At 50.3% G+C, this 24,550-nt stretch carries 22 protein-coding genes and 1 tRNA gene; 11 read left to right on the top strand and 12 right to left on the bottom strand.

Features of this window, described 5'->3' with window-relative positions:
- Positions 1-45: 45 nt before the first annotated feature.
- The 6 genes from cgtA to AAGC78_RS03520 form a co-directional block, all read right to left on the bottom strand.
- The gene (gene cgtA / locus AAGC78_RS03545; RefSeq protein ID WP_435782654.1) at positions 46-1,248 is read right to left on the bottom strand and encodes an Obg family GTPase CgtA; all 1,203 of its coding nucleotides are present in this window, start codon (positions 1,246-1,248) and stop codon (positions 46-48) included.
- Between the two features lie 167 nt (positions 1,249-1,415).
- Complete coding sequence (gene rpmA / locus AAGC78_RS03540) at positions 1,416-1,676, bottom strand: 50S ribosomal protein L27 (protein ID WP_007640051.1); 261 nt, start codon at positions 1,674-1,676, stop codon at positions 1,416-1,418.
- A 16-nt stretch (positions 1,677-1,692) separates the two neighbouring features.
- A complete protein-coding gene (gene rplU / locus AAGC78_RS03535; RefSeq protein WP_133681513.1) occupies positions 1,693-2,010 on the bottom strand; it encodes a 50S ribosomal protein L21 in 318 nt (105 codons plus the stop codon).
- 156 nt (positions 2,011-2,166) lie between these two features.
- Positions 2,167-4,206 carry a putative bifunctional diguanylate cyclase/phosphodiesterase gene (locus tag AAGC78_RS03530; protein ID WP_435782653.1) on the bottom strand — a complete coding sequence of 680 codons (2,040 nt, stop codon included), beginning with the start codon at positions 4,204-4,206 and terminating at the stop codon, positions 2,167-2,169.
- 113 nt (positions 4,207-4,319) lie between these two features.
- Positions 4,320-5,249: an alpha/beta hydrolase gene (locus AAGC78_RS03525; RefSeq protein ID WP_435782652.1), complete on the bottom strand. Its 930-nt coding sequence runs from the start codon at positions 5,247-5,249 to the stop codon at positions 4,320-4,322.
- Positions 5,250-5,343: 94 nt separating this feature from the next.
- Positions 5,344-5,709, bottom strand: a complete 366-nt coding sequence (locus AAGC78_RS03520; protein WP_435782651.1) for a hypothetical protein — start codon at positions 5,707-5,709, stop codon at positions 5,344-5,346.
- A 196-nt stretch (positions 5,710-5,905) separates the two neighbouring features.
- On the opposite strand from AAGC78_RS03520, the gene leuS reads away from it, so the two are divergent.
- The 5 genes from leuS to axe2C all read left to right on the top strand — a co-directional run bounded on the left by leuS (position 5,906) and on the right by axe2C (position 12,024).
- On the top strand, positions 5,906-8,368 hold the full coding sequence (leuS, locus tag AAGC78_RS03515) for a leucine--tRNA ligase (RefSeq protein WP_435782650.1): 2,463 nt from the start codon (positions 5,906-5,908) through the stop codon (positions 8,366-8,368).
- A 78-nt stretch (positions 8,369-8,446) separates the two neighbouring features.
- The gene (gene lptE / locus AAGC78_RS03510) at positions 8,447-8,968 is read left to right on the top strand and encodes an LPS assembly lipoprotein LptE (RefSeq protein ID WP_435782649.1); all 522 of its coding nucleotides are present in this window, start codon (positions 8,447-8,449) and stop codon (positions 8,966-8,968) included.
- 1 nt (position 8,969) lies between these two features.
- On the top strand, positions 8,970-10,019 hold the full coding sequence (gene holA / locus AAGC78_RS03505) for a DNA polymerase III subunit delta (protein ID WP_435782648.1): 1,050 nt from the start codon (positions 8,970-8,972) through the stop codon (positions 10,017-10,019).
- 126 nt (positions 10,020-10,145) lie between these two features.
- Positions 10,146-10,895, top strand: coding sequence for a GDSL-type esterase/lipase family protein (locus AAGC78_RS03500; RefSeq protein ID WP_435782647.1), 750 nt, complete (start codon positions 10,146-10,148; stop codon positions 10,893-10,895).
- A 61-nt stretch (positions 10,896-10,956) separates the two neighbouring features.
- Entirely contained in the window at positions 10,957-12,024 is a 1,068-nt protein-coding gene (gene axe2C, locus AAGC78_RS03495) for a bifunctional acetylxylan esterase/glucomannan deacetylase AxeC2 (RefSeq protein ID WP_435782646.1), read from the top strand.
- Between the two features lie 94 nt (positions 12,025-12,118).
- Here axe2C and AAGC78_RS03490 read toward each other — a convergent pair whose 3' ends face one another.
- Both AAGC78_RS03490 and AAGC78_RS03485 read right to left on the bottom strand, forming a co-directional pair.
- The gene (locus AAGC78_RS03490; RefSeq protein WP_435782645.1) at positions 12,119-14,761 is read right to left on the bottom strand and encodes an efflux RND transporter permease subunit; all 2,643 of its coding nucleotides are present in this window, start codon (positions 14,759-14,761) and stop codon (positions 12,119-12,121) included.
- A gap of 165 nt (positions 14,762-14,926) precedes the next feature.
- Positions 14,927-15,271 (bottom strand): SelT/SelW/SelH family protein, encoded by a 345-nt coding sequence (locus AAGC78_RS03485; RefSeq protein ID WP_435782644.1) that lies wholly within the window; start codon positions 15,269-15,271, stop codon positions 14,927-14,929.
- Between the two features lie 141 nt (positions 15,272-15,412).
- On the opposite strand from AAGC78_RS03485, the gene AAGC78_RS03480 reads away from it, so the two are divergent.
- From AAGC78_RS03480 to AAGC78_RS03470, 3 genes are all read left to right on the top strand, one after another.
- Entirely contained in the window at positions 15,413-16,243 is an 831-nt protein-coding gene (locus tag AAGC78_RS03480) for an FHA domain-containing protein (protein WP_435782643.1), read from the top strand.
- Between the two features lie 93 nt (positions 16,244-16,336).
- Positions 16,337-16,867, top strand: a complete 531-nt coding sequence (gene ppa / locus AAGC78_RS03475; RefSeq protein WP_435782642.1) for an inorganic diphosphatase — start codon at positions 16,337-16,339, stop codon at positions 16,865-16,867.
- A gap of 308 nt (positions 16,868-17,175) precedes the next feature.
- A complete protein-coding gene (locus AAGC78_RS03470; protein ID WP_435782641.1) occupies positions 17,176-18,507 on the top strand; it encodes an MFS transporter in 1,332 nt (443 codons plus the stop codon).
- A 75-nt stretch (positions 18,508-18,582) separates the two neighbouring features.
- Here the strand turns inward: AAGC78_RS03470 and AAGC78_RS03465 are convergent, their stop codons facing one another.
- From AAGC78_RS03465 to AAGC78_RS03450, 4 genes are all read right to left on the bottom strand, one after another.
- Positions 18,583-18,999 (bottom strand): PilZ domain-containing protein, encoded by a 417-nt coding sequence (locus tag AAGC78_RS03465; RefSeq protein ID WP_435782640.1) that lies wholly within the window; start codon positions 18,997-18,999, stop codon positions 18,583-18,585.
- 108 nt (positions 19,000-19,107) lie between these two features.
- On the bottom strand, positions 19,108-19,599 hold the full coding sequence (locus tag AAGC78_RS03460) for a DUF1456 family protein (protein ID WP_435782639.1): 492 nt from the start codon (positions 19,597-19,599) through the stop codon (positions 19,108-19,110).
- A 53-nt stretch (positions 19,600-19,652) separates the two neighbouring features.
- Positions 19,653-20,846, bottom strand: coding sequence for a DUF418 domain-containing protein (locus AAGC78_RS03455; protein ID WP_435782638.1), 1,194 nt, complete (start codon positions 20,844-20,846; stop codon positions 19,653-19,655).
- A 96-nt stretch (positions 20,847-20,942) separates the two neighbouring features.
- Positions 20,943-21,018: transfer RNA gene (locus tag AAGC78_RS03450), tRNA-Phe, on the bottom strand.
- 454 nt (positions 21,019-21,472) lie between these two features.
- Here AAGC78_RS03450 and add point away from each other — a divergent pair.
- From add to AAGC78_RS03435, 3 genes are all read left to right on the top strand, one after another.
- Entirely contained in the window at positions 21,473-22,501 is a 1,029-nt protein-coding gene (gene add, locus AAGC78_RS03445; protein WP_435782637.1) for an adenosine deaminase, read from the top strand.
- 45 nt (positions 22,502-22,546) lie between these two features.
- Complete coding sequence (gene mtnN / locus AAGC78_RS03440; protein WP_435782636.1) at positions 22,547-23,389, top strand: 5'-methylthioadenosine/S-adenosylhomocysteine nucleosidase; 843 nt, start codon at positions 22,547-22,549, stop codon at positions 23,387-23,389.
- Positions 23,390-23,478: 89 nt separating this feature from the next.
- Complete coding sequence (locus tag AAGC78_RS03435; RefSeq protein WP_435782635.1) at positions 23,479-24,498, top strand: hypothetical protein; 1,020 nt, start codon at positions 23,479-23,481, stop codon at positions 24,496-24,498.
- Positions 24,499-24,550 lie beyond the last annotated feature (52 nt).

The following is a 24,550-nucleotide window of genomic DNA, read 5'->3' as shown; positions in this document are numbered from 1 at the left end:
GGCGCAAGGTTACACTATTTTGCAGCTGAAACTGAGCAGCGGCAATTAGTGATTAACGTAAATCACCTCAACGTCGTAATCATCTTCATTGAAGTTGTCATCGTCATCTTCACCGCGTGCACGACGCGCTTCACGTTGACGCTCACGCAACTCTTCAATGCGATCACGCGCTTCCTGCGCCATTTGGTTTTGCAATTCCAGTTCGCGCTCACGCGCTTCAGGATTGGATTTTTCCTCTTCCCAAATTTCTTCGAGTAAATCCATCGCCTTGCCTGCGAGCGGCATAGTGCCATCGCGATTCAAAGCAGAGATACGGAATACCGGACCAGTCCAGCCCAGCTCATCAATCACTGCCTGACAGCGCGCTTCAACTTCATCGGGCGGCAACAAATCGATTTTATTGAGCAGCAACCAGCGATCGCGCTTGGCGAGTGTCGGGCTAAATTTTTCCAATTCGTTGGCGATAATGCGCACATTTTCGGCCGGATTGGATTCATCTACCGGCGCCATATCGACCATATGCATCAACACGCGGCAGCGGGTTAAATGCTTGAGGAAACGCACACCGAGACCAGCGCCTTCTGCTGCACCCTCAATAACACCGGGAATATCGGCGATCACAAAACTGCGGTGCTGCTGCACTTTTACTACACCGAGATTCGGCACCAAAGTAGTAAACGGATAATCCGCCACTTTTGGTTTTGCTGAACTCACCGCGCGAATAAAACTGGATTTACCGGCATTCGGCAAACCGAGCATACCCACATCGGCAAGTACTTTTAATTCGAGTTTCAGATTGCGCATTTCACCTTCCGTTCCCGGAGAGGTTTTGCGCGGCGTGCGGTTGGTACTGGTTTTAAAACGGGTGTTGCCCAAACCGTGGAAACCACCTTGCGCCACTTTTAATTTTTCGCCGTGCTGGGTCAAATCGCCGAACACTTCTTCGGTATCGGTATCGATAACCGTAGTGCCTACCGGAACAGGCAAAAATAAATCCGCACCTTTAGCACCGGTACAATCTTTACTGCCGCCTTTCTCGCCATTTTCAGCGCGATATTTCGGCACAAAGCGATAATCAATCAGCGTGTTCAGGTTTTCGTCGGCAACCAGAAATACACTGCCGCCATCGCCACCATCACCGCCGTCGGGGCCGCCTTTGGAAATAAACTTTTCCCTCCGGAAGCTCATGAAGCCGTTGCCGCCATTACCGGCCTCGACATGAATGGGTGCTTCATCAACAAATTTCACAGCTAACTCCAGAAGGACTTAAAAAAAGAAAACAACAACTTATTCATGCTAGGGCGCAGAGTGCCGCCCTGAATATAAAAAAGCCCTATCGTGAACGACAGGGCTTTTTTATTGTTCTTCATCTGCCCACTGCAAGCAGTAAGCTTGGCTATCGCTTTAGCGCAATATTAAGCAGCAGGAATGATGCTTACGTATTGACGGCCAAACGCGCCTTTAATTTCGAACTTAACGGTACCGTCCACTTTCGCGAACAGAGTGTGGTCTTTACCCAGACCTACGTTTACACCAGCGTGAAACTTGGTACCACGTTGACGAACAATAATGCTGCCGCCAGAGATCAATTCGCCGCCGTAGGCTTTAACACCAAGGCGTTTCGCTTCTGAATCGCGACCGTTACGGGAACTACCTACCCCTTTCTTGTGAGCCATTTTCTAGCCTCCTCAATTAACCGTTGATTGCAGTGATTTTCACTTCAGTGAACCACTGACGATGACCTTGACGCTTCATGTGGTGCTTACGACGACGGAATTTGATGATCTTCACTTTGTCGGCACGACCATGAGCAACCACTTCAGCAGTAACAGTTGCACCTTCAACAACAGGAGCGCCAATCTTGACGTCTGCGCCGTTAGCAACCAGGTACACTTTGTTGAATTCAACAACGCCACCAGTGGTGAAATCGATTTTTTCGAGTTTGAGGGTTTCGCCCACAACTACGCGATGTTGCTTACCACCGCTTTCAAAAATTGCGTATGCACTCATTTACATTGCTCCAATAAACACTTGGACGACACGAAGTAGCTTGGCGACATGCCATGGCGTTTGGGACTAGCGTCGTATACAGGTTTTCAGGGGCGACGATTGTATGCGAAGCCAATAGCCAACTGCAAGCTGGATTTTGGGTAATTTGTAATCATCTCACCCCTGTTTTCCGCGCGCCAGCCACCCTTTTGCATCGTTCGCGGCCATGGGGCGGGCAATCAGGTAACCCTGCAAGTAATCCACCCCCATGCTGATTAGCAGGTTTTGCTGCTCGACGGTTTCCACCCCTTCAACAACAATACGGAAACCCAGCCCGCGCGCCATACTGACCATCGCCACCAATAATTTTCTCGCACCCTGATCCAGATCCTGGATAAAGCTGCGGTCAATCTTGATCACATCGACCGGCAAATGGCGCAAGTATGCAAGCGAGGAATAACCGGTGCCGAAATCATCAATCGCAAGGGTAACGCCCAGTTTGCGCACCTGCTCAAGCACACTGCAGACTCGATCAATATCCTGGGAGAACACACTTTCAGTGATTTCAATTTGCAGCCTGGAAGGCACCAGCCCCGAGATCGCCAGCGCGCGATTGACATCCTGCAGCAAATCACCCGCCAGTATTTGCTGCACCGATACGTTAACGCAGACTATCGCCGCATCCGGCCAGGCGAGCGCAGTACGGCAAGCTTCCAGCAAAACCCAGCGCCCCAAAGGCATGATCAGACCACTTTCTTCGGCGACGGGGATAAATAAGGCAGGTGATACCGCCCCCAACTCAGGCTCATCCCAACGCAGTAAAGCTTCCATTTTACGCGGGACAATTTTGCCCCCAGTGTTCGCTGCGCAGGGTTCGATCGGCTGGAACACCAGCTTGAGATCATCCGTTTCCAGTGAGGCATGGAGCGCACGACGCAACTTCTGGCGCTGGCGGATCACCACATCCAGCGCTTCATCAAACACTTTAACGCCGCCAATGCCCTGCTGGCGCAAACTGTGTTTGGCGACGGAAGCACGATAGATCAAGGTATCGAGATCTACCGCATACATCACCGGGGCAATGCCGATCATCACATCGACGCGCAGTGCGCCATCATCTACTTCAATTGCCTCTTGCAGATTGGCGCGCAGGAACAGGCCGCGATCATTCCAGCGCTGCTCAGGGTCAGGCACTGCTACCGCAAATTCCGCCCCACCCCAGCGGGCGATCAATACATCTTCACCAAAAAAGCGGCGCAAACGGCCAGCCATGGACACCAGAATCTGCTCAGTCGCGCGAGCGCCCTGCAACTCCAGCACATCAAAACGCAGAATTTCGAGTGCAAAAATCGCGATTGGGGCATCGGCAGAAGTGGCCCAATCCAATTGATGATGCAGCTCCCGCTCGAACGCACTGCGGTTCAGCAGGCCGGTCATGGTATCCAGCTCCGCCATACGCGACAGCTCGCGGGCGTAGCGTTCTTTGAGGGTGATCTCGAATTCCAGCCGCTCGATTTTTTCGGCGAGGCGCGACTCCAGTGAATTTTTATCGCGCAGCAATTCATCGCGCTGGCTGGCGGCATTGGCGAGACGAAATTCGCGCTGCTGCGCCGCGACCAATAAATGGCTCGCGCTACCGCTGGCAACTTTGGCAAAACCGGTCAGACCGATAAACAGGGCAATCCCCAATCCGGCGACAACCAGATCATCCATCTGCCCGGTACTGGCAAACAGCACCACCAAAGGAGCAATCAAAAAGGCAATAAACAGTCGGCTTGCCCAAGGCACCAACGCCAGCACATTAACGCTGCCCGCCGCGACAGTCGCCATGACCAGCGCGATCACCAACCTCTGCGACGAGGTAGAAGCAGCAAAAAAGGAGATGGAAAAGACCGCCCACAGAAGGCCGGAGATAAGCGAAAACGCCACAAACAAGCGGATGGCTTTTTGCGAGTCAGCCACCACACCGGTGGTCGACCAGTGGCGGCGCCAGAACATCAGGGTGACAAAGCGCATCGCGGTCACCAACTGCATGCCCGCCCACCAAAACCACAACTGCTCCACCTCGCGGTAATAGAGGATCAGGGCGGAGGTGGCGACAAAAGTAAAAATCAACACATTGGGCAATTGGCGATACATCACCAATGCTTTATCGCGGATTAACTGGACTTCTACAACCTGCCGTTCACTTAACGACAATGACGATAATGGCGCCATACAGGCATCTCCCGATGCTACAAAATCGCATCACCCACACAGTGATTACAACACGAACGTTTCTGCACACGTGGATGACACGATTAATGAATGTGAAACAACCCATTCACCGATTATTGTTTTCCCATCCATTGGTTCTGGCTCATCCAGGCTTCGAGCGCCTGCGGCCAACTTGATACGGTTCCCTGCCCCTGAATCATCCCCACCCCGTGAATACTGGTTTGATAGATGTGTAATTCAGATTGTTTGTTGTGCTTTTGCACCTCGCTGAAAAACGCCAGGCTATTGCCGACCGGCACGGCCTGATCGCCAATGCCGTGAAGCATAAACACCGGTGGTACATTTGCCTTAACTTGAAATTGTAAGGAATTGTCATGCAAGCGCTTGGGGTCGGGGTTCTCCCCCAGCAGCGCCTTGCGCGATCCCGCGTGCGCATCCGGACCATAGAGGGCGATGACCGGATACCCGAGAATCGCAAAATCCGGACGGGCGCTGACATCACCCAAAGGATCATCGAGCGCAAAGGTGAAGTCAGAGCGAGTGGCAACACTGGCCGCCAAATGACCGCCCGCCGAGAAGCCGATCACACCGATTTTGGCGGGATCTATCCCCCAGTCAGCAGCATTCTGGCGCACCAAACGCACGGCACGCAGGCCATCCAGCAAAGGCGCAGGAAAACCATGCTCTTGCATCCGATACTTGACCACAAAGGCCGCAACGCCGCGTTCGGCAAACCACTTGGCGATATCGTGCCCTTCATGATCAATCGCCAGACGTACATAACCACCACCCGGAAAAATCACTACCGCTGTGCCATTGGCTTTTTCCGCTGCAGGCCAGTAGGGAATCATGGAGGGATTATCTACCGCGTAGACTCGCTGGTCTTTTATATGCTCGCGATCAGGCGATACCAATGGTTTTTCAGCCCAGAGGTAAATGGGGTCAACAGGCAATTCAGGCACAGGATCAGCAACTCCAATAACAGGCAGGCAGGATAAAAACAGAACGACTGCAGACAAAGCACGTTGCAATATAAAAGACATGGCGACTCTCGCTCATTATTTTTTAAAAAATTCAGGTGAGCGAGAGCTTAGCAAACTTATCGGATAAATGTAGTTAAGCGACGACCGCTACAATCTAGTGCCGCAGCTGCGATTCCTCATCACCCCACCACTGATGCTCTTGCCAATCCACCCGCGTGGGGTCGGCGGCGCTTAGCAGCAACTGGCCAGTCGCTAGCTCCCAATCAATAAACCCCTGCTTTATGTCATGCCAGAAATGGCCGGTATCTTCAGCAACGTATTCGCGCGCAAGGCGCACTTCGTCACCCACCATTTGCTCGGCGGTCAGTTCAAGTTTCACCAGATCTTCTACTTCATGCTCGATCCCGCTGCGCAGGGTTCCGAGCGCGCTGGTTTCATCCGGGTTGAGCGGCAAGTTGATTTGGTGGGTGTGGTAGGGATTATCGAGCGGTTTTGAACCGGAATTATTGGTAGGTTTCATGGCAAATTCTCCTCAGCAGCTCGCCGGTAAAGGGATCTAAAGAACAGGTTCTGCAGCACACATCGATCCGTTTCAATGAATCGATATTAGTTATACCCAGCAGGCGGTACAGCCTCTATAATCACCGCCTTTCACAACTCCATTTGGTCACAATCCAACCTAAGTATAGGCCGTACAATCAATGCAAGAGCGCCCCATGCAAGATCAATACACTCCCGCCGAAGTTGAAGCCCAAGCCCAGCAGTACTGGGAAGAACATCAAAGCTTCAAAGTTATTGAGGATCGCAGCAAAGAAAAGTTCTATTGCCTGGCGATGTTTCCCTATCCGAGCGGCAAGCTGCACATGGGGCATGTGCGCAACTACACCATCACCGATGTGATCGCCCGCTACCAGCGCATGCAGGGTAAAAACGTATTGCATCCAATGGGTTGGGACGCTTTCGGTCTACCCGCAGAAAACGCCGCACTGCAGCGCAACACCGCGCCTGCTGCCTGGACTTACTCCAACGCCGACCATATGCGCAGCCAGCTGAAGCAGCTCGGCTTTGGTTTTGACTGGTCGCGCGAACTGACCACCTGCAAGCCCGAATACTACAAATGGGAACAGTGGTTCTTTACCCGTCTTTACGAAAAAGGTCTGGTTTACAAGCGCATGGCGACAGTGAACTGGGACCCGGTCGACCAAACCGTACTCGCCAATGAGCAGGTAATTGATGGTCGCGGCTGGCGTTCTGATGCGCTGGTGGAACGCAAAGAGATCCCGCAGTGGTTTATTAAAATCACCGATTACGCCGAAGAATTATTGGGCGATCTGGACAAGCTGCCCAACTGGCCTGAGCAAGTCAAAACTATGCAGCGCAACTGGATCGGCAAGAGTCGCGGTCTGGATATGCATTTTGATTTGGCGTCACCTGTTGGCGAGTTCACTGGCTTCGATATCTACACCACGCGCCCCGACACCATCATGGGCGTGACTTATGTGAGCCTCGCGGCCGAGCATCCTATTGCCAAGTTGCTGGCCGAGAAGAATTCAACGCTCGCGCAATTTATCGCTGAATGCAAAGTGCAATCAGTCGCGGAAGCCGATATGGCGACCATGGAAAAACGCGGGATCGATACCGGCATTAAAGCGCTGCACCCGATTACCGGCGAGCCAGTTTCGGTGTGGATCGCCAACTATGTGTTGATGGACTACGGCTCAGGCGCGGTGATGGCCGTACCCGCACACGACCAACGCGATTACGAATTTGCCAAGAAATACGATTTATCAATCACTCAGGTTATCGCCCCGCAAAATGGCGAAGCGATTGACCTGACCAAAGCTGCCTTCACCGAAAAAGGCGTGCTGGTTAATTCGGGCGAATACGACGGACTGGATTTCAACGCCGCCTTCGATGCCATCGCCAGCACTCTGGAAATGGCCAACAAAGGCCAAGTGAAAACCAACTATCGCCTGCGCGATTGGGGCGTATCCCGCCAGCGTTACTGGGGCGCACCTATCCCTATGTTCAACTTGCCCGACGGCGGCGAGATTCCGGTTCCTGCACATAAACTTCCAGTGTTGCTGCCAGAAGATGTAGTGATGAACGGCGTTCACTCGCCGATCAAAGCCGATCCCGAATGGCGTAAAGCCGAGCTGGATGGCAAAGCCGTTGAGCGCGAAACCGATACCTTCGATACCTTTATGGAATCCAGCTGGTACTACGCGCGCTACACCTGCCCGAATTTTGAAGGCGGCATGCTCGACAAAGCCGCAGCCGATTACTGGCTGCCGGTAGACCAATACGTTGGCGGTATCGAACACGCCATCCTCCACCTGCTCTACTCGCGTTTCTTCCACAAGTTGATGCGCGACGAAGGTCTGGTGAGCTGCGATGAACCTTTCGAGCGCTTGCTCTGCCAAGGCATGGTGTTGAAAGACGGCACCAAGATGAGTAAATCCAAAGGCAACACCGTTGACCCGGAAGAGCTGATCAACCAATACGGCGCCGATACCGTCCGCTTGTTCTCCATGTTTGCCGCTCCACCAGAGCAAAGCATGGAATGGAGCGATTCCGGCGTGGAAGGTGCAAACCGCTTCTTGCGTCGCTTGTGGAAAGCGGTAGAAGGCCATATCAATGCCGGTGCGGCGGGCAAGTTAGTCGTTGCAGATTTACCGCAAGCACAGAAAGATTTGCGCCGCAAAACCCACGAGACTATCCAAAAAGTCAGCGATGACTATGGCCGTCGCCAAACCTTTAACACCGCCATTGCTGCGACCATGGAATTGCTTAACGAGACCAGCAAACTCGCCGACCGCGCCAATCCGCTTGGGTTAGCCGTTGAACGAGAAGCACTGGAAACTGCAATTTTGTTGCTCGCGCCAATCGTGCCGCACATTTGTCACTCGCTCTGGAGCGCACTCGGCCACACCAGCATTCCACTCAATGAAAAATGGCCAACTCTCGATGAAAGCGCATTGACTCGCTCTACCGTTGAAGTGGTTATTCAAGTGAATGGGAAACTGCGCGGCAAATTGGATGTCGCAATTGATACACCAAAAGAACAGCTTGAAGCCGATGCACTCGCACAGGAAAACGTGCAGCGCTTCCTTGAGGGCATCACCGTGCGCAAAGTGATTGTGATCCCTAACAAGCTGGTCAATATCGTCGCAAATTAATGCCGGAAGGGATTGCAACCCAATCCCTTCATCCCCTTTACCAAAAAGGGATTTACGCCCATCGGACATGAGAGTGTTATGAATAAAATTATTGTCACCGTGTTACTTTTCACACTCTCTGCCTGTGGCTGGCATTTGCGCGGCAGCGCTGGTGGCAACGACAAACTCGCCATGACCACACCAATGGATTTGGTGATTGAAACCAAAGACAACCACAGCCCGGTGATAAACGCCTTACGTCAATCCTTGGGCACCTACAAGATTAATGAAGTTACCGAATCCGCCAGCGGCTTCACGCTAACGCTCGACCGCGAAATTTTGGACAAACGCACTGCCGGTGTTGGCAGCGATGCATTGACCAGCGCCTACGAACTGATCCTGCGCGTGGATTACCGCATCAGTCACGCAGGCACCATCATCACGCCACTCGATACCAGCGCGCGCGTTTCCCGCACTTACAACTACAACGTTAATAATGCAAACGGCGCGGCACAGGAAGAAGAATTAGTGCTGCGCGAAATGCGTCGCGAACTTGCCCAAACTATTTTGCGCCGTGTGAAAAATCTCAGCACCAAACCTGCACCGGCTGCAGCGCAATAACATGCCCAAGCTGCGCGCCGAACAGTTAACTGCCGCCCTCTCCAAACAGCTGGCGCAAATTTATCTGGTGTCGGGCGACGAACCTTTATTAATTCAGGAATGCTGCGACCAGATCCGCGCCGCCGCGCGCAAAAATGGTTTCAGCGAGCGCGAGCTGTATCACGCCGATACGGGTTTCGATTGGGGTCAGCTACTCGCAGCAGCCAACAGCCTCTCTCTCTTTGCCGAGAAAAAAATTATCGAGCTGCGCATGCCCAACGGTAAGCCGGGCGATAAAGGCGGCAAAGTTCTGCAAGAATACGCACAATCGCCCGCCCCCGATAATTTGCTGTTAATCGTCACTGAAAAACTCGACGGCGCCACGCAAAAAAGTAAATGGTTTAAAGCGATTGAAGATGCCGGGCAACACATCCAAATTTGGCCGGTCACTCCGGCGCAATTGCCGCGTTGGATAGGCGTGCGTTTGCAGCAATCCGGTTTACAAGCCGATAGCGATGCAATCGATTTGCTCGCCTCGCGTATTGAAGGCAACTTACTCGCCGCTGCGCAGGAAATTGAAAAATTAAAACTGCTCGCGCACGATAATCGCATCAGTTATGAATTAATGGCATCTGTAGTTGCCGACAGCGCGCGCTACGATGTTTTTGGTCTCACCGATAAAGCACTGCACGGCGATGCACGCGCAGCCGTGCGCACACTGCAAGGTTTAAAAACCGAAGGCACCGAACCGATTAATGTGCTCTGGGCAGTTACGCGCGAGATACGCGCGCTGGTGCAAATTTCACAAGCGGTATCCCAAGGCAAACATTTTGAATGGGCAGCCAAACAAGCCGGCGTGTGGGATAAACGCCAACCACTGATACAAGCCGCACTGCGCCGACTAAAACCCGCACAGCTACAGCAACTCTTGCGCAAAGCCAACGGCATCGACAAAGCAGTAAAAGGCATGCGCAACGCCGAGCCTTGGGATGAGCTGCTCGATTTGATTTTAAATATCGCTGGCGTACAAAGTTTAAATGTACAAAACGAACGTTTAAGCCTGCGAAATTAACAATAAGCACATTTATGTGCACGCATTAAAAAACACACGGCCTGCAATACAGTTCTGTCGCATCGTTAAAAGCTACAAACAATGCGACAGTAATTTTCCAACCACTATTGAGCAGGAATAATTACAATGATTTTGCACCACAAAAACCTGATCCGCTTTTGCTCCGGCATCGCCCTTGCTGCTGTTTGCCAATTCAGCAGCGCTTTATCACCCACTCCACCCAATGGCATTACGCCAACCAAACGCACCATTGATTATCCGTGGATGTCAGTAAACACCTGGGACAAAATGCACGCGGAAGATGTGCTCGCTGCACAATATGATTCTGTCGATGTACTCTTTGTTGGCGACTCGATTACCGCTGGTTGGGATTGGGCAATCTGGGAGAAAAATTTCAAACCACTTAACGCAGCCAACTTCGGTATCGGCGGTGATAACACCGGCAATGTGCTCTGGCGTTTGCAGCATGGCGCAGTGGGCAATTTGCAACCGAAATTAATTGTGTTGCTGATTGGTGTGAATAACGTTGGCGGATTGCAAGAATCACCTGAACAAGCAGCCGATGGTGTTACACGCGTAGTGCAGCAGTTGCAACTCGCCTGGCCTAACAGCAAAATTTTATTAAACGCCGTATTCCCGTTTGATCAAGATGCCAAATCGCCCAACCGCGCTAAAGTGAAACAGCTGAATAAAATCATCGGCAAACTCGGCAACAACAAAATCATTTTCTTTAAAGATTACGGCCCGCTACTGCTGGCAAAAGACGGCAGCATTCCCGCAGATATCATGAAAGACTTTTTGCATCCAACCCCGAAAGGTTACGAGATTTGGGCCAATGCAATGACCCCCGATATTGAGGCATTACTGAAACCCTGACTACTTCCTTGAAAGCGCAATGCAGATTGCGCTTTTTGTTTTACTGGAGGAATAAATACCCATGAAAAAATTATTACTGTTGGCCACCGCCATGTTAACCCTTAATGCTTGTACCAGCGCACCACCTCCACCCGCTACTACTCACATTGCCGCCAGTGACAGCTTTATTACGCGCATCGGCCGCACGCATACCAACGCGGATAAAAGCCAAACCTTTGGTTTTCCCGGTGTAACTTTTATTACCGAAGTGGAGGGCTCAAAACTGAGCGCGAACCTGCAAAGCAGCGCAGGCAATTCCTGGATTGATGTAATCGTCGATGGCGGCACACCGCAAACCATCAGGGTCCCGCAGCAAGCCACTGATATTGAATTATTTAATTTTTCTAGCGCCGCAAAACATCGCGTAGAAATTATCCATCGTTCGGAAAATTGGCACGGCAGTGTCACGCTCAATAACTTCGCGGTAACGGATGGCGTTTTTTTTGTTCCAGCCGCATTACCAAAACGCAAGATGTTAGTGCTGGGGGATTCAGTGACCTGCGGCGAAGCAATTGATCGCGTTGCCGGTGAAGAAAAAAATACCCGCTGGTGGAATGCGCACGAGTCCTACGGCATGCTCACCGCAAAAGCGCTCAATGCACAAGTGAATCTAGTGTGTTGGGGCGGCCGCGGCTTAATCCGCAGCTGGAACGGTAAAACCGATGACGCCAACCTGCCGGATTTTTATGAATATGCGGTGGGTGATAACAACCCAGCCTACAAATGGGATCACAAACAATATCAGCCGGATCTTATTGTGAGTGCAATTGGCACCAATGATTTCAGCCAAGGTATTCCCGATCGCGAAACCTACGTTACCGCCTACGTGAAACTGATCAATAAATTGTTGGCCAATCATCCCAAGGCGCACATTGCCTTAACAGAAGGATCAATATTGAACAGCGAGAAAAAAGCGGCCTTGATTGATTATATCCGCGAGGCAATTTCGCGCGTGAATGACTCACGCGTACATCAGGTAACCTCAACGTATTATCCCGGCGATGCGAGTGATGCACACCCCACCAAAGAGCAGCATGCTGCCATGGCAAAAGATCTGGCTCCGCAATTAAAATCGTTAATGGATTGGTAGAAGGATTATTCAAAAACAATAACGTTAAGACAATAAAAAAGGGACGCACATGTGCGTCCCTTTTTTATTGGCAGGAAATGAATCCCTGCTGATATTACTCAGCAGGTTTTGTCTCTGGGCCGAATGGCTTAAACAGCAGGATTAATTTCGGCAGCAAGGTCAAGGAGCCCACCACTGCCATAAACATAGCGAAGGCAGTCAGCACACCAAAGTAAATAGTCGGGATAAATTGCGAGAGCACCAGAATAGAGAAACCAACCACGATGGTGACCGAGGTGTAGTACATCGCGCTTCCGATTGATACATGCGAGCGATGCATAGCAGCAATGTAATTGTGATCCACTTTAAATTCATCGCGATAGCGGTAAATATATTGGATCGACTGGTCTACCCCAACACCCACCACAATCGCTGCGATAGTTGTGGTCATCATATCCATTGGAATACCTACAAAACCCATAGCGCCGAGCACCACACCGGCGGCCAGAATATTCGGCAGGATTGCAGTGAACGCGATGCTGATCGAGCGGAACAACAGCAGCATCATGATCATGATCGAGGTGAACACCAAACCTATGGTCGCGATTTGCGAGTCAAACAAACTCTGCAGCATATTGTTGTACAGGATCAACATACCGGTGAAGTGAACTTGCTCCGGCTTCAACCCAATATCGTTAATAATGTGCGAACGAATACGTTCAACCAACTCAGCACGTTTCAATCCTTCGGTGGTTTCAATAACACGCAAGGTGATACGGGTTTGTTGTTTTTCATCAACCAGATAAGGCTTGATCAGAAAGTTGGTGATATCGGTGGACAACATGTTGCGCAACACATTCAATTCAAAGTCATTCAATTTGTCTTTGTTAATGTCGTGTGCCAATTGATACACGGTGGCAAGTGATTGCACCTTACCTACTTCGGGCAAAGATTCGAGATAGTTGTGCACTTGCTTAACTTGATCAAGGCCAGCAACACTAAACCAGTAACTCGGTTCAGCTTTTGCTGTCGCGCCATTTTCCGCAAAGGCATCGTCATCACCGTAATCTGCAAATGGATCTTCTTCATCGCCCGCACTTTCTGCTGCCGCAGAATCGGTTGCAGTAACGGGAGTATCGGCAAATGGATCATCTGATAAAACTTCGCCATCAACTTCAATTGGCTCACTGCTCGCTGCTGCATCCGATGCAACAACTTGTACATCGCTTTTCTCGGCATCGAGAATAATATCGAGGGTTACCGTACCTCCCAATTGGCGATCAATTACGGTCAGGCCGCGATGGATTTCGCTGTCACTCTTGAAGTAATCAACAAAACGGTTTTCAACTTCGAGCTTGCTCACACCCCAGGCACTAAACAGGATCGACAGCAGCGCAATGATCAGAATTTTTCCGCCATGATTTTCGGTAAAGCGCGAAAACTGGCCAGCGATTGGCAATGAATTGTTTGCGCTCAATCTCGGCTCACCTTTAGGCAATGCCATCAAACCCGCAGGCACAACAAGGAAAGTGAGGAAGAAGCCAACCACCAATCCAATTGTCATCATCCAACCGAAATCAATTACCGGACGAATGCCGCTATCCACCAATGACATAAACGCAACTATCGCGGTGAGCGCCGAATACAAGCAGGGAACCACCATCGCGCGCACAGCAGCCATTACCAATTCCGATTGCTCAAGCTCCGGTGATTGCGCCTGGATTTCGCGGTAGCGCGCTACCAGATAAATCGTAAACGCGAATACCAAAATCAATAGCAACGCTACAAAGTTCGACGAAATTACCGTCATCCGCCAATCGATCCAGCTCAACCAGCCGAGCATAAAAATCACTGACATCAAACACGCAGTCAGCGGCAAAATCACAAAGCGCCATTCGCGGAATAAAAACGCGAGCATCGCTACAATAAACACAATCAGCGCCGCACCAAATACCACCAAATCGCTTTTGATATAGGTGATCATATCGGTGGTGATCATGCTCACGCCGCCGAGGAATATCTCGGCTTTATTTTCGTAGCGCGCCACAATGCCGCGCACAACTTCTACCCGCTCGCCATCTTTAACTGCCGCTTGGGTGCGATAGGCAAGGAAGTCAGCCGCAACTTTTTCCAGTTCTTGGGTTTCTTCCGGTGTTAAGCCGGTGGTATCACGCTTTAAACGCAAGGCATCGCGATGACGCGCCATCTCGATGTATTCATTGTTCACTTTAAGGTTGAGCAGGATCGCCGAGGTTTTGCTATCGGCACTGAGCAACATCTTGCGGTAGATCGGGCTATTCAAAAATTCCTGCTTGGCCATCGCGCGATCTACGCCCGGTGTCAGCAAGGTGCGGGTCGACGCTTTCTGCTCCGCAAGCGGACGCATAGGGCTATACAACAGCGGCACATCGATCATAGAGAAAACACTGGCCACGCCATCTACTTTTTCCAATTCGTCGGTCAGCTGCTTGAGCAGGTCAATCGATTCATCGGAAAAAATATCAACCCTGGGTGTGTAGGTCAGCACCAGGAAGTCGCCGTTCTGGTAACGCTTGGAAATTTCGCGGTAGTAATCGATGGAGGTATCGTGCTCAAGAGTGAGCGAGTCAGAGGAGGCATCCAACTTCAGGTTTTTCATGGCGACTATCGACAAGACAGTCAGTACCGCCAACAAGGCCAGCATCAGGAAGGGACGATTGATAACGACAGCGCGGTAGAATTTGTCAAGCAAACGGTAGAACGGAGAAAGTAGCTGCATGAATAAATCCGATTGGTGAATGTTCCCTGGGCAACAACCTTTATCAACCCAAGATTGCCGTATATAACCCGGGACGGAGGACAGGCGCCATTATGCCAGCCACCCCCGCGTAAAACAGTAAAAAGGCTAAAAACTAACCATTAGCGAAACGATTTGTTACAAAAGTCAGTCCGTTTTCTTGTGCCCATCGCTGTGCCCAAGCGAGCGCTCCGGGCAAAGTAGATCGCGCACGCGCTGCTTTAGTTCCTTGGCTTCAGGGAAGCCGCCATCGCTAACCCTGTCCCAGATCAACTCACCATTTAGCCACACATGGAAGACTCCACCCGTGCCCGGATGCAGAGCCACCTCATCCAACTCACCATCGAAGGTGGTCAGTAGCTCTTGGGCCAGCCATGCGGAGCGGAGCATCCAGCGGCACAGGTTGCAATAGTGAATGACCACCTTGTTTTTGGCCGTGGGAACCGCCGGAATCGATGTAGATTGAGACGATTGCCCGCTAATATCGGTCATATGATTGCCCTTTGGGTTATGAGTTAATAGAATTCAGTAATAAGGTCTTCAAGATCACAGGATCGGCGCCACACACAAGGCAAATTCAGGGTAGATAGTTGCATAAATAATGTTTTTCACGACAAAAATACGGAATCTGCCATGCTCAAACTTCATTTTAAGGACAATCGACGTCCACCCGTGTGGGTCGTTGAGAAACTCTTCTCGATTGGCAGGGCAGCCGACAACCATCTGGTCATAGATGAAGACGATATTGACCCGCTCCACGCCAAAGTCATCCAGGAAAACACCAAGTATTTTCTCAAAGACCACAACAGCAGCAGCGGTTGCTTCGTCAACGGTCAGCGCATTACCCAAAAAGAAATCCTGCCGGGCGATATTATCAAACTTGGCAATGCCGAAATTATCGTGCTCGATCCGCGCAGCCTGCCCGACAAATCCAAAGATACCTATGTCGCTCCCTGGCGCCTTGTCTCGGACAGCAGCTGGTTGGCGGGCAAGCATTTTATCTTGCCGCCGGAGCGCAGCATGGTTATCGGGCGCGGCAACCAATGCGATATTGTTATTCCGGGCACCCATTTATCGCGCCGCCATACCGAAATCAGCATCGAAGGAAATCACTTACGTATCAAGGATCTGGGCTCAGCCAACGGTACCTTTCTGAACGAACTGCGTATCGACAATGCCACCGCCAACAATGGCGACCGCCTGCGCCTCGATGTTTACACCTTCCGCATAGTTGCACCTGACCTCGAAGACAGCAAAACCCGTATCCGCAAACCGATTGATGAGCTGGCCAAACCGGTTGAGCGCAAACTCCCTAGTAGCGAACCCAAACGCTGGAAAACCCGCCCTACCTCACCGGGCAACCGCATCGAACCAAGCCTGCACCAGAACCGCCGCAAAGCATGGCTGGCACTGATGGTCGCCACAGTAGCGGTCGCTGCTATCGCCGCCTTTTTGTTGTGGTAGAATCCGCCGCCTATCAGCTCTATTAATACTCAATACCCGTAATCCAATAACGTTTAACCCTTTATCTTCAACCATAAACCTCAGGAACATACCATGAGTTTTGAACTTGTCCCTGCCGGCAAAAGCCTGCCCGACGATTTTTACGTTGTGATCGAAATCCCGATGAACAGCGGCATCAAATACGAGATCGACAAAGACAGCAATTCACTGTTTGTTGACCGTTTGGTTAGCACCGCTATGTACTACCCATGCAACTACGGTTACATCCCTAACACCCTGTGCGGTGATGGCGATGCAGCCGACGTGTTGGTGGTATTCCCGCAACCAGTACAAGCGGGTTCAGTTATTCGCTGCCGTCCATTGGGCGTATTGAAGATGACTGACGAAGCGGGCGAAGATGCAAAAATCGTTGCCGTTCCGCACGACAAGCTCACCACCATTTACAGCAATGTAAAAACCCTGCAAGACCTGCCAGAAATTACCCTGAAGCAAATCGAACACTTCTTTGAACACTACAAAGATCTGGAAAAAGGCAAGTGGGTAAAAGTCGCTGGTTGGGGCGATCTGGAAGAAGCGCGCGCAGAAATCCTGAAAGCCGCTGAAACCTACAAAGCTGGCAAGTAATACCAAAAGCCGCATCGACGGCAAAAAAATAGTGCTAAAAAGCACAACAAAGTAAAACCGAAAAAGCAGTATCAACCGCTTGATCAGGTGAGAGAGATCACCGCGAGCCATTCACTGAATGGCTCGCGGTTTCAAAAGCGGGTAATACCAGCAGTTTAAAAAATTGCGGCAAGGATTAGGCCGATCAGAATAAAACCAGTGGCAGTGAGTAACGCACCCATAACCTGCAAACAAAACTTGAATCCAAAATACGCAGGCCGCCGTTATCACAAAAAAACAACAGCAAGAAAAAACACAAGGTACTTACCATGAGTTCTGACTCTGCCCTGACACCCACTCCTGCTACCAGCCCTGCCCCTGCAACAAAACATCCTTTGCTTTGGGTTCCATCCGGTTATTTTACGATGGCCCTGACTTACAACATGCTGACTGCCGCTGCAGTGGTTATGTTTAGCAACCTCGGCATGAATAACGCGGAAGCGGCCGCTTATGCGAGCGCACTTGGCCTTGCTTACACCGTCAAACCTTTTTTCGCCGCCTTTTTGGAAATGTATAAAACCAAAAAGTTTTTTGTATTGCTCTGCCAAATTATTTTGGGCGTAGGTTTTATCGGCGTCGCGCTGGTAATGAACTTGCCCAATTACATCACCTTGATGCTGCTGTTCTTCTGGGTGCTGTCGTTTATAGGTTCATCACAAGACATCACCACTGACGGCGTTTACGTCACATCGCTTGATGCAAAATCCCAAGCACTTTATTGCGGCTGGCAAAGTCTGAGCTGGAACTTGGGCAAGCTTGCGATGATGAGTGTGATGGTGGTGTTGAGCGGTGTATTGCACGAACACTATTTCAAACTCGACCCACATGTATCCGGTCCCGAGTGGATTAAATCCTGGCAAATCGTTTTTGCATTATTAGGCGTGCTGATGTTGATCATGGCCGCATGGCACTGGCGAGTGATGCCCGATGGCGCGCGCGCTGAAAACACACCAAGAAATCCGAAAGAAGCGATTAGCACTTTGATGGATGCGTTCATCACCTTCTTCCAGAAGCAAGGCATCTGGATGATGATTGGTTTTGCATTATTGTTCCGCATCAGCTTCGGCTTTTTAAACGCACCAAGTATGCTGTTTATGAAAGACACCGTTGATAACGGCGGACTCGCACTTACCAATCAGGAGTTCGGCATTATTTACGGCACCTTCGGTTTGGTTGCCTTGCTGATAGGTTCATTAATTGGCGGCGCTTACGTTGCTAAAAAAGGCCTGCAAAAAGCACTCTTCCCGCTCTGCCTCTGCGTCAACATTCCTAACGTCACTTTCTTGTTGATGGCAATTTACCAACCAGAAAGTCATCTGCTCATTAGTGCAGGCGTCATTATCGAGCAATTCTTTTTTGGTATCGGCTCAGTCGGCTTTATGATTTATTTGATGCAACAACTTGCTCCAGGAAAATACGCCACCACTCACTACGCCTTCGGTACTGCACTGATGGGTTTATGTATGATGCTTACCGGTATGGTCAGCGGCGTGTTGCAACAATCTATGGGTTACATCGGCTACTTTGTATTCGTAATGGCCGCCACCATTCCATCCTTCCTGATTTGCTGGTTTGCACCCTTCCCACACAAACACGACTAACACTGCGAAAATATTTTTCGCATAAAATAAAAAAACCGGCACAACGCCGGTTTTTTTATTTCCGCATCAACAAACTTAATTCTGCGCCGCACCGTCAAAATCCGCTGAGTAACGTGCGATCCATTCCATCGCTGCCTCTTCGCTACTGAGTTGCCTGCCACGCAACGCCAGACGCTGGCGATAATCTTCAATCTGGCACACCTGCTCGACCATGCGCGTACGAAAATATTCGTCGTCGCTGGTAAAACGCACGCCCACTTCATATTGTTTGGATAATTGTTCGCGGCGCCACACAATAACGCCGCGTCCGTGGTAATCCGGCTTGGTCACCGGAATATCAAACTCAACGAAGGTGCCCACTTTAACCGGCTGGTCAGTGACAAAACACAAACCGCCCGCGCTCAGGTTGCGCACACGCACACGCGAGTCTTCGTCGCCGCCCGCGCAGACCTGAATGGGTATTGAAGTGGGATGTCGTATGTATGTTCGCATCGGCAATTACTCGCAACAAATTTGCTGGTCACAGTTAGAGTGTAATCCAGCAAACTCGCTTTAACGGAAGCAATTGCTATGAAGGGACTAACGCGTTAGAACGTTTGTTTATTGCTCGGTAGTGTCGGAATGGTCACGCGTAGCGCCGCGCAAGGTTAATTGCAACCCACGTAAGAAGTTGCGCAGCACTTGCGTCTGGCACTCGCGATAATTGTTGTGCCCGGGCTTGCGGAAGAAGGCACTCAGCTCATGCTTGCCCAAGGGGAACTCAGCGCGCTCCATCACCTCAAGGATTTGCTCATCCTTATAATCCAGCGCGATTTTTAATTTGCGCAGGATGATGTTGTTATTTAACACCTTCTCAGCCGCCGGTTGCTCGCCTTCGCGCTTGCCGCGCTTTTTATTGATCAGGCCATTTAAAAAATAGGCCAGCTCCACATCGCGCAGCGGTTTGAAATCCGGGTTTTCATCTCCCTTCAACCAATTACTCACCTGCTCACGCGATGCAGAAAATCCGGCCGATGCAAACAGGGACATCATTTGCGAATCGCCAAAATCAAAAACAAAACGCAGACGGCGAAGGATATCGTTGTTGGTCATAGTAAAACCCTGAAATGAAAAGTGCGGCCGCTATTATCGCATCAAAACCGTGTTTAGCGCCGCAGTAATGGCGATTGTTGATATACCAAACTACGCCACAACCATTCGAGCGGCCCATAGTGAAAACGGTTGAGCCACCAGCAAGCGAACATGCACTGGAACAACCAAATAGCACCAATCACCAGCAGAAGTTGCGTAAGCGGCAATTGACCAAACCAGCCAAGCCCATAGCCGTAAAATAACCAGGTGCAGATAATCGACTGCATGATGTAAATACTTAACGCCATGCGTCCTACCGCAGCCAGAATGCGGCGCAAAAATAATCCGCTGCCTGCATGCGACCACTGCATCACCAACAACACATAGGCGATCCCCATCAAGGTACTGCCCCAAAAATGCAGCTCATAACCGTAGGTGTAAATGTAAGCTGCAGCAAAATCGTGCTCGATACTTTTCCCTAAGCCCAGCTTCACCAACAACAAGCCGGGCACCAGAGTTATCGCAATCAGTTTGCGATAAGCATCTGCGTTCGCCTGAAGGGTTAAAAACCCGCGCCGCGCCAATACAATCCCTACCAACATCAGCGCGAGCGATGACCAGCCGGACACAATCACACCCAGCTGCATATCTATTGCCGCACGGATACGATCCGGCGCCAAGTCCCACCAGCCCTGCTGATAATGGGCGACCTCCTTGGCGATTTCATCGGCGCTTTGAAAAGTCATCCACTCATCCATCACCTCGGGAAACGCAGCGGCGATCAGCAACATTGGCAAACTGCCGATAACAATAAGGGCCGCGCTTATTTTCATTAGCACGCCATCGCCCAACTGCCGCCAATGCCACGCGATCAACGCACAGACCGCATAGCTAAAGAGCACATCGCCATCCCATATCAGATAGGCATGCAGCAGGCCGAATACCATCAACCACAAGCTGCGGCGCAACTGCAGACCATTGGCGAGCGCCGGATCATCGCCAGTTTTATGCGCGCCGAAAAACCACAGGCTAGCGCCAAAAACTACGGTGAGCATGGTGATGAATTTGGTATCAGCAAAGATATGGAGCAGATACCAGATTGCCTCATCCAAACGGCTGGCATCTATCATCAACAACGGATTGGAGCGCATCACTTCCGGCAGCGCGAAGGAATAGATATTGATGAGCAGCACGCCCAACACGGCGATACCACGTGCAGTATCCAATGCCGGAATGCGCTGTAAATTGGGGGCCGGGTTATTGTCCATCCTAAAACTCATCCTGATGCTTTGCGTGAGACAATGAAAACACAAACGGGCAGGCAATAAAAAACCCGAAGTTCTCGCGAACTTCGGGTTTAGATATGGTGCCCAGACCCGGAATCGAACCAGGGACACGAGGATTTTCAATCCACTGCTCTACCGACTGAGCTATCTGGGCGTGTCCTACTTACTAACCTGGCCGTTGGCGCTGGGCTGCAAGAGGCGCGTATTAAACCCGCTTGGGCTTTTTGAGTCAATACCGAAAAGAAAAAAAAGTCCTTTTTTATCAATGGTTAATTTGTGCACAAAACGCTTTTGGATAAGCCCAATCCAGCTATTGTTTAAACGAAGAACAGCACGCTTAAATCACGAGCAAATCGCTCTTGTAATCCCGCACATCAGATAGCCGCTACCCGCAGCCCCTTCAATCCGCACCACAGCACAAAATGACCGCTATTCGCGCAATCAGCTGCACACACGAAACAAAGTAGTGCACCCACAATCATCAAATCGGTCAGGAATTTAATTTTCTGTCCATTTGGTCAGCTAATTTAGTGAATTTGATAAATCGGGAACGGGATTTGCAATAACGCCGATAGACGATTGCATTAACCATTTTGATGGAGCTGCTTATGCAAGCCTTTATTGAAAATATGCCCAAGGCAGAATTACATGTTCACCTCGAAGGAACACTTGAACCTGAATTGAGTTTTGCGCTCGCACGCAAAAACAATATTGAATTGGGATACGAAACACCGGAAGAATTAATTGCTGCCTACGATTTTTATGATTTGCCTTCATTCCTGACAATATATTACGGCGCAATGAAAGTATTGCGCGATGAAGCCGATTTTTACCAACTCACCTGGAATTATTTGAGCAAGGCTTACAGCCAAAATACGGTTTACGCTGAACTGTTTTTTGATCCGCAAGCACACACCAGCCGCGGTGTAGAGTTTAGTGTGATCATGCACGGCATTCGCGCTGCGCAAGAAGATGCTGAAGCAAAACTCGGCATCAAGAGCCAACTGATTATGTGTTTCCTGCGCGACATGAGCGCAGAATCGGCGATGGAGCATCTATTAATGGCCGAGCCTTATCGCGAATGGCTCATTGGTGTGGGACTGGATTCCGATGAAAAAAATAACCCGCCCGTCAAGTTTGCGGAGGTTTTCAAAAAAGCGCGCGCGATGGGTTTAAAACTCACCATGCACTGCGATGTAAACCAACAAAATACCTTATTGCATATCGGGCAATGCCTCGATGAAATCGTGGTTGACCGCATTGACCACGGCGTTAACTCTCTGGAAAGCGATGAACTTTGCGAAGCCATCAAAGCTAAAGGTTTGGGCCTGACTGTGTGCCCGGTATCCAACCGTTTTGTAGTGCAATCACTGACTTCCAACGAAATCCGCAGCATGTTGAATAAAGGCATGTTGGCCACGATTAATTCTGACGACCCTGCGTATTTCCGTGCTTATCTGAATGAGAACCTGATTGAGTTACAGCGCGAAGGCAATTTCACCGAAGAAGAGATTGCCACACTGGTTGGCAATGCGTTTCGTGTTTCATGGATATCCGATGCTGAGAAAATGGCTTACCTGACCAAGCTGGGAACTTACATTCAAAACTACTCACTGCAACCAGAAACCGTGCAGTAACTTTTTCGGCAGAACCAACAACGAAAAAACAATTCAGAGACAATCATGAAAGCTATTTTCCAGATTATTGTTTGCGCTTGTGCTTTTACGATTTATATCGATGTCAGCGAGGCGAGTGAAAAGCCAACCTATTATGAACCCAGCGATACGGTTGTGATTCTCGGCGCAGTGCCGCAAGAAATTCCGGTATTGACCAACGCACTGGAAAAACCGGAAAAGAAATCCCTGTGGGGTATTCCCTACTGGCAAGGAAAATTACACGGCAAACCCGTGGTGGTTGCGATTACCGGTATCGGAAAAACCTACACCGCCATGACCACAACATTATTTATTACTGAATTCAAACCACGTTTGGTGTTGATGACGGGAACAGGTGCACGCATCAACCAACAACTGCGCACTGGCGATGTCATAGTCGCTACCCACACCTATGAACATGATTACGGCAGCCTGACCAAAAACGATATGGTCTATCGCCCGATGAATAGCCCGGACGATGGCAAAGAAGTAAAAAATGAATTCAAACCAACCGCATCACTGCTCGCGGTAGCGCAAAAAGCGATGGACACTTACGAAGCACAAACTGTCACCGCCAACGGCAGCACTTACAAAAATGCGGTGCGCTATGGTGTGGTGTCATCGTCGGATTTATTTGGCGTACCGCAAGTGCGTATCGACTCACTGCGCAACAATTTCAAAACCGACATTATGGAAATGGAATCAGCCCCACTCGGCCATGTATGTGAAACACTCGGTGTGCCCTACTTGATTGTGCGCTCTGGCAGCAATATCGCCCAGGAAGCACCTAATGATGATTATTTACGCCTCGGCCCGATTGCCGCGCGCGAAGCCGCAAAATTTTCTTTGCACTTAATGAAGTTTTTGTAACTGATTTTTGTTGTTCTCTCCTCCGTAGTAGTACTTTGCCCGCTCTGCGGGCTTTTTTATTTTGTATATACGCCGCTCAGGATCTATTTATGTTGATACGCTCGCTCAATTCCAAATCCTTTCTCGCTGCATTTTTTATCAGCTCCATCTCTTTTACCAATATCACCAACGCAGCAACTTATCAGGATGCCGTTGCACAACTGGGCTTTAGTGAACTCGCCGCCACATTTAGCCGCGATAAAGCACTTGCGATTAGCACTTTGCCCGATGAAGAAAAATTATCACTCCCCGAGCTGCAAGCCGCAGCTACCTTGCAATTACTCGGTGCGCCTTTAGCAACAGAAAGCCCAAAAGCACTCGCGGAATTTATTGCGCAATACAACCAACCAGATGCCGCATATATCGGCCAATTAAATGAGCCGTCTATTTACCAGCGCATTGAAAGCATCTGGAAAACCCAACCGGCGGCCAAACCCTCGGCATTTGCCTTGGAGTTGCGCCAATTAGTGGGACAAGGCATTGCCACTGGCTACAACCTGATTACTACGCCCTGGCCGCTATTTGCAGCAGAGCGTCAGCTTACTTATGGCCACAGCGACATAGATCATGCACAGCAATTACTTGCCTTATTGGCGAGCGAAGGGCTGAGCGCACGCGTTGGCTTTTCACGCAAAACTTCGGCATTTTTGTATCGCGATGACTGGGGCACGCTCAGCCAGTCATTGATTGATTTGGGTAACAAACGCCGTCTTGTTGAAGCGAGTGAATATGACCTGCACTTTGAATTTCCCTCTGCCACTGACAAAGCAAAATTTGTTGCAGCAGTAGATCGCTATGCAAAAAAAGATTCCGCCAACCAAACCGGCTTAATTCGCAGCGCTTGGTGGCAACCCTTTTATCGCAGCAAAACGGCGGCTGATGGTTTCGCCAGCGCCACGCAAATTGCTGTCAGTAATGGTCAGGAAACCGCTTTGCTGCTGGCACTGCCCAATCAAGCGCCCGCATTGGTTAAAGCAATCCAGCAATTAAATCCCGCCTGGTCGGCTGAACCTGCTGCAATCTGGGTCAATTTGGCCTTTCATCGCTATCTACAAGGTGGCTACAAATAACCTCAAAAAGCTAAACATATCTTTGCGCAAATAATTGTCCAAGTGGTTAATG

This window comes from Cellvibrio sp. (assembly GCF_039207905.1).
In the GTDB taxonomy this organism is placed as follows: Bacteria; Pseudomonadota; Gammaproteobacteria; order Pseudomonadales; family Cellvibrionaceae; genus Cellvibrio.
The sequence above is the reverse complement of the archived record's forward strand: the minus strand, read 5'-3'. Positions and strand labels throughout refer to the sequence as shown.

Bases quoted from the DNA above. Each gene is read 5' to 3' on its own strand.
- AAGC78_RS03490 (WP_435782645.1), bottom strand. From the start codon at position 14,761: ATGCAGCTACTTTCTCCGTTCTACCGTTTGCTTGACAAATTCTACCGC.
- AAGC78_RS03470 (WP_435782641.1), top strand. From the start codon at position 17,176: ATGAGTTCTGACTCTGCCCTGACACCCACTCCTGCTACCAGCCCTGCC.
- AAGC78_RS03435 (WP_435782635.1), top strand. From the start codon at position 23,479: ATGTTGATACGCTCGCTCAATTCCAAATCCTTTCTCGCTGCATTTTTT.
- AAGC78_RS03455 (WP_435782638.1), bottom strand. From the start codon at position 20,846: ATGGACAATAACCCGGCCCCCAATTTACAGCGCATTCCGGCATTGGAT.
- AAGC78_RS03480 (WP_435782643.1), top strand. From the start codon at position 15,413: ATGCTCAAACTTCATTTTAAGGACAATCGACGTCCACCCGTGTGGGTC.
- AAGC78_RS03520 (WP_435782651.1), bottom strand. From the start codon at position 5,709: ATGAAACCTACCAATAATTCCGGTTCAAAACCGCTCGATAATCCCTAC.
- AAGC78_RS03485 (WP_435782644.1), bottom strand. From the start codon at position 15,271: ATGACCGATATTAGCGGGCAATCGTCTCAATCTACATCGATTCCGGCG.
- AAGC78_RS03500 (WP_435782647.1), top strand. From the start codon at position 10,146: ATGATTTTGCACCACAAAAACCTGATCCGCTTTTGCTCCGGCATCGCC.
- leuS (WP_435782650.1), top strand. From the start codon at position 5,906: ATGCAAGATCAATACACTCCCGCCGAAGTTGAAGCCCAAGCCCAGCAG.
- AAGC78_RS03465 (WP_435782640.1), bottom strand. From the start codon at position 18,999: ATGCGAACATACATACGACATCCCACTTCAATACCCATTCAGGTCTGC.
- ppa (WP_435782642.1), top strand. From the start codon at position 16,337: ATGAGTTTTGAACTTGTCCCTGCCGGCAAAAGCCTGCCCGACGATTTT.
- AAGC78_RS03530 (WP_435782653.1), bottom strand. From the start codon at position 4,206: ATGGCGCCATTATCGTCATTGTCGTTAAGTGAACGGCAGGTTGTAGAA.
- axe2C (WP_435782646.1), top strand. From the start codon at position 10,957: ATGAAAAAATTATTACTGTTGGCCACCGCCATGTTAACCCTTAATGCT.
- add (WP_435782637.1), top strand. From the start codon at position 21,473: ATGCAAGCCTTTATTGAAAATATGCCCAAGGCAGAATTACATGTTCAC.
- rplU (WP_133681513.1), bottom strand. From the start codon at position 2,010: ATGAGTGCATACGCAATTTTTGAAAGCGGTGGTAAGCAACATCGCGTA.
- mtnN (WP_435782636.1), top strand. From the start codon at position 22,547: ATGAAAGCTATTTTCCAGATTATTGTTTGCGCTTGTGCTTTTACGATT.
- holA (WP_435782648.1), top strand. From the start codon at position 8,970: ATGCCCAAGCTGCGCGCCGAACAGTTAACTGCCGCCCTCTCCAAACAG.
- lptE (WP_435782649.1), top strand. From the start codon at position 8,447: ATGAATAAAATTATTGTCACCGTGTTACTTTTCACACTCTCTGCCTGT.
- AAGC78_RS03460 (WP_435782639.1), bottom strand. From the start codon at position 19,599: ATGACCAACAACGATATCCTTCGCCGTCTGCGTTTTGTTTTTGATTTT.
- rpmA (WP_007640051.1), bottom strand. From the start codon at position 1,676: ATGGCTCACAAGAAAGGGGTAGGTAGTTCCCGTAACGGTCGCGATTCA.
- AAGC78_RS03525 (WP_435782652.1), bottom strand. From the start codon at position 5,249: ATGTCTTTTATATTGCAACGTGCTTTGTCTGCAGTCGTTCTGTTTTTA.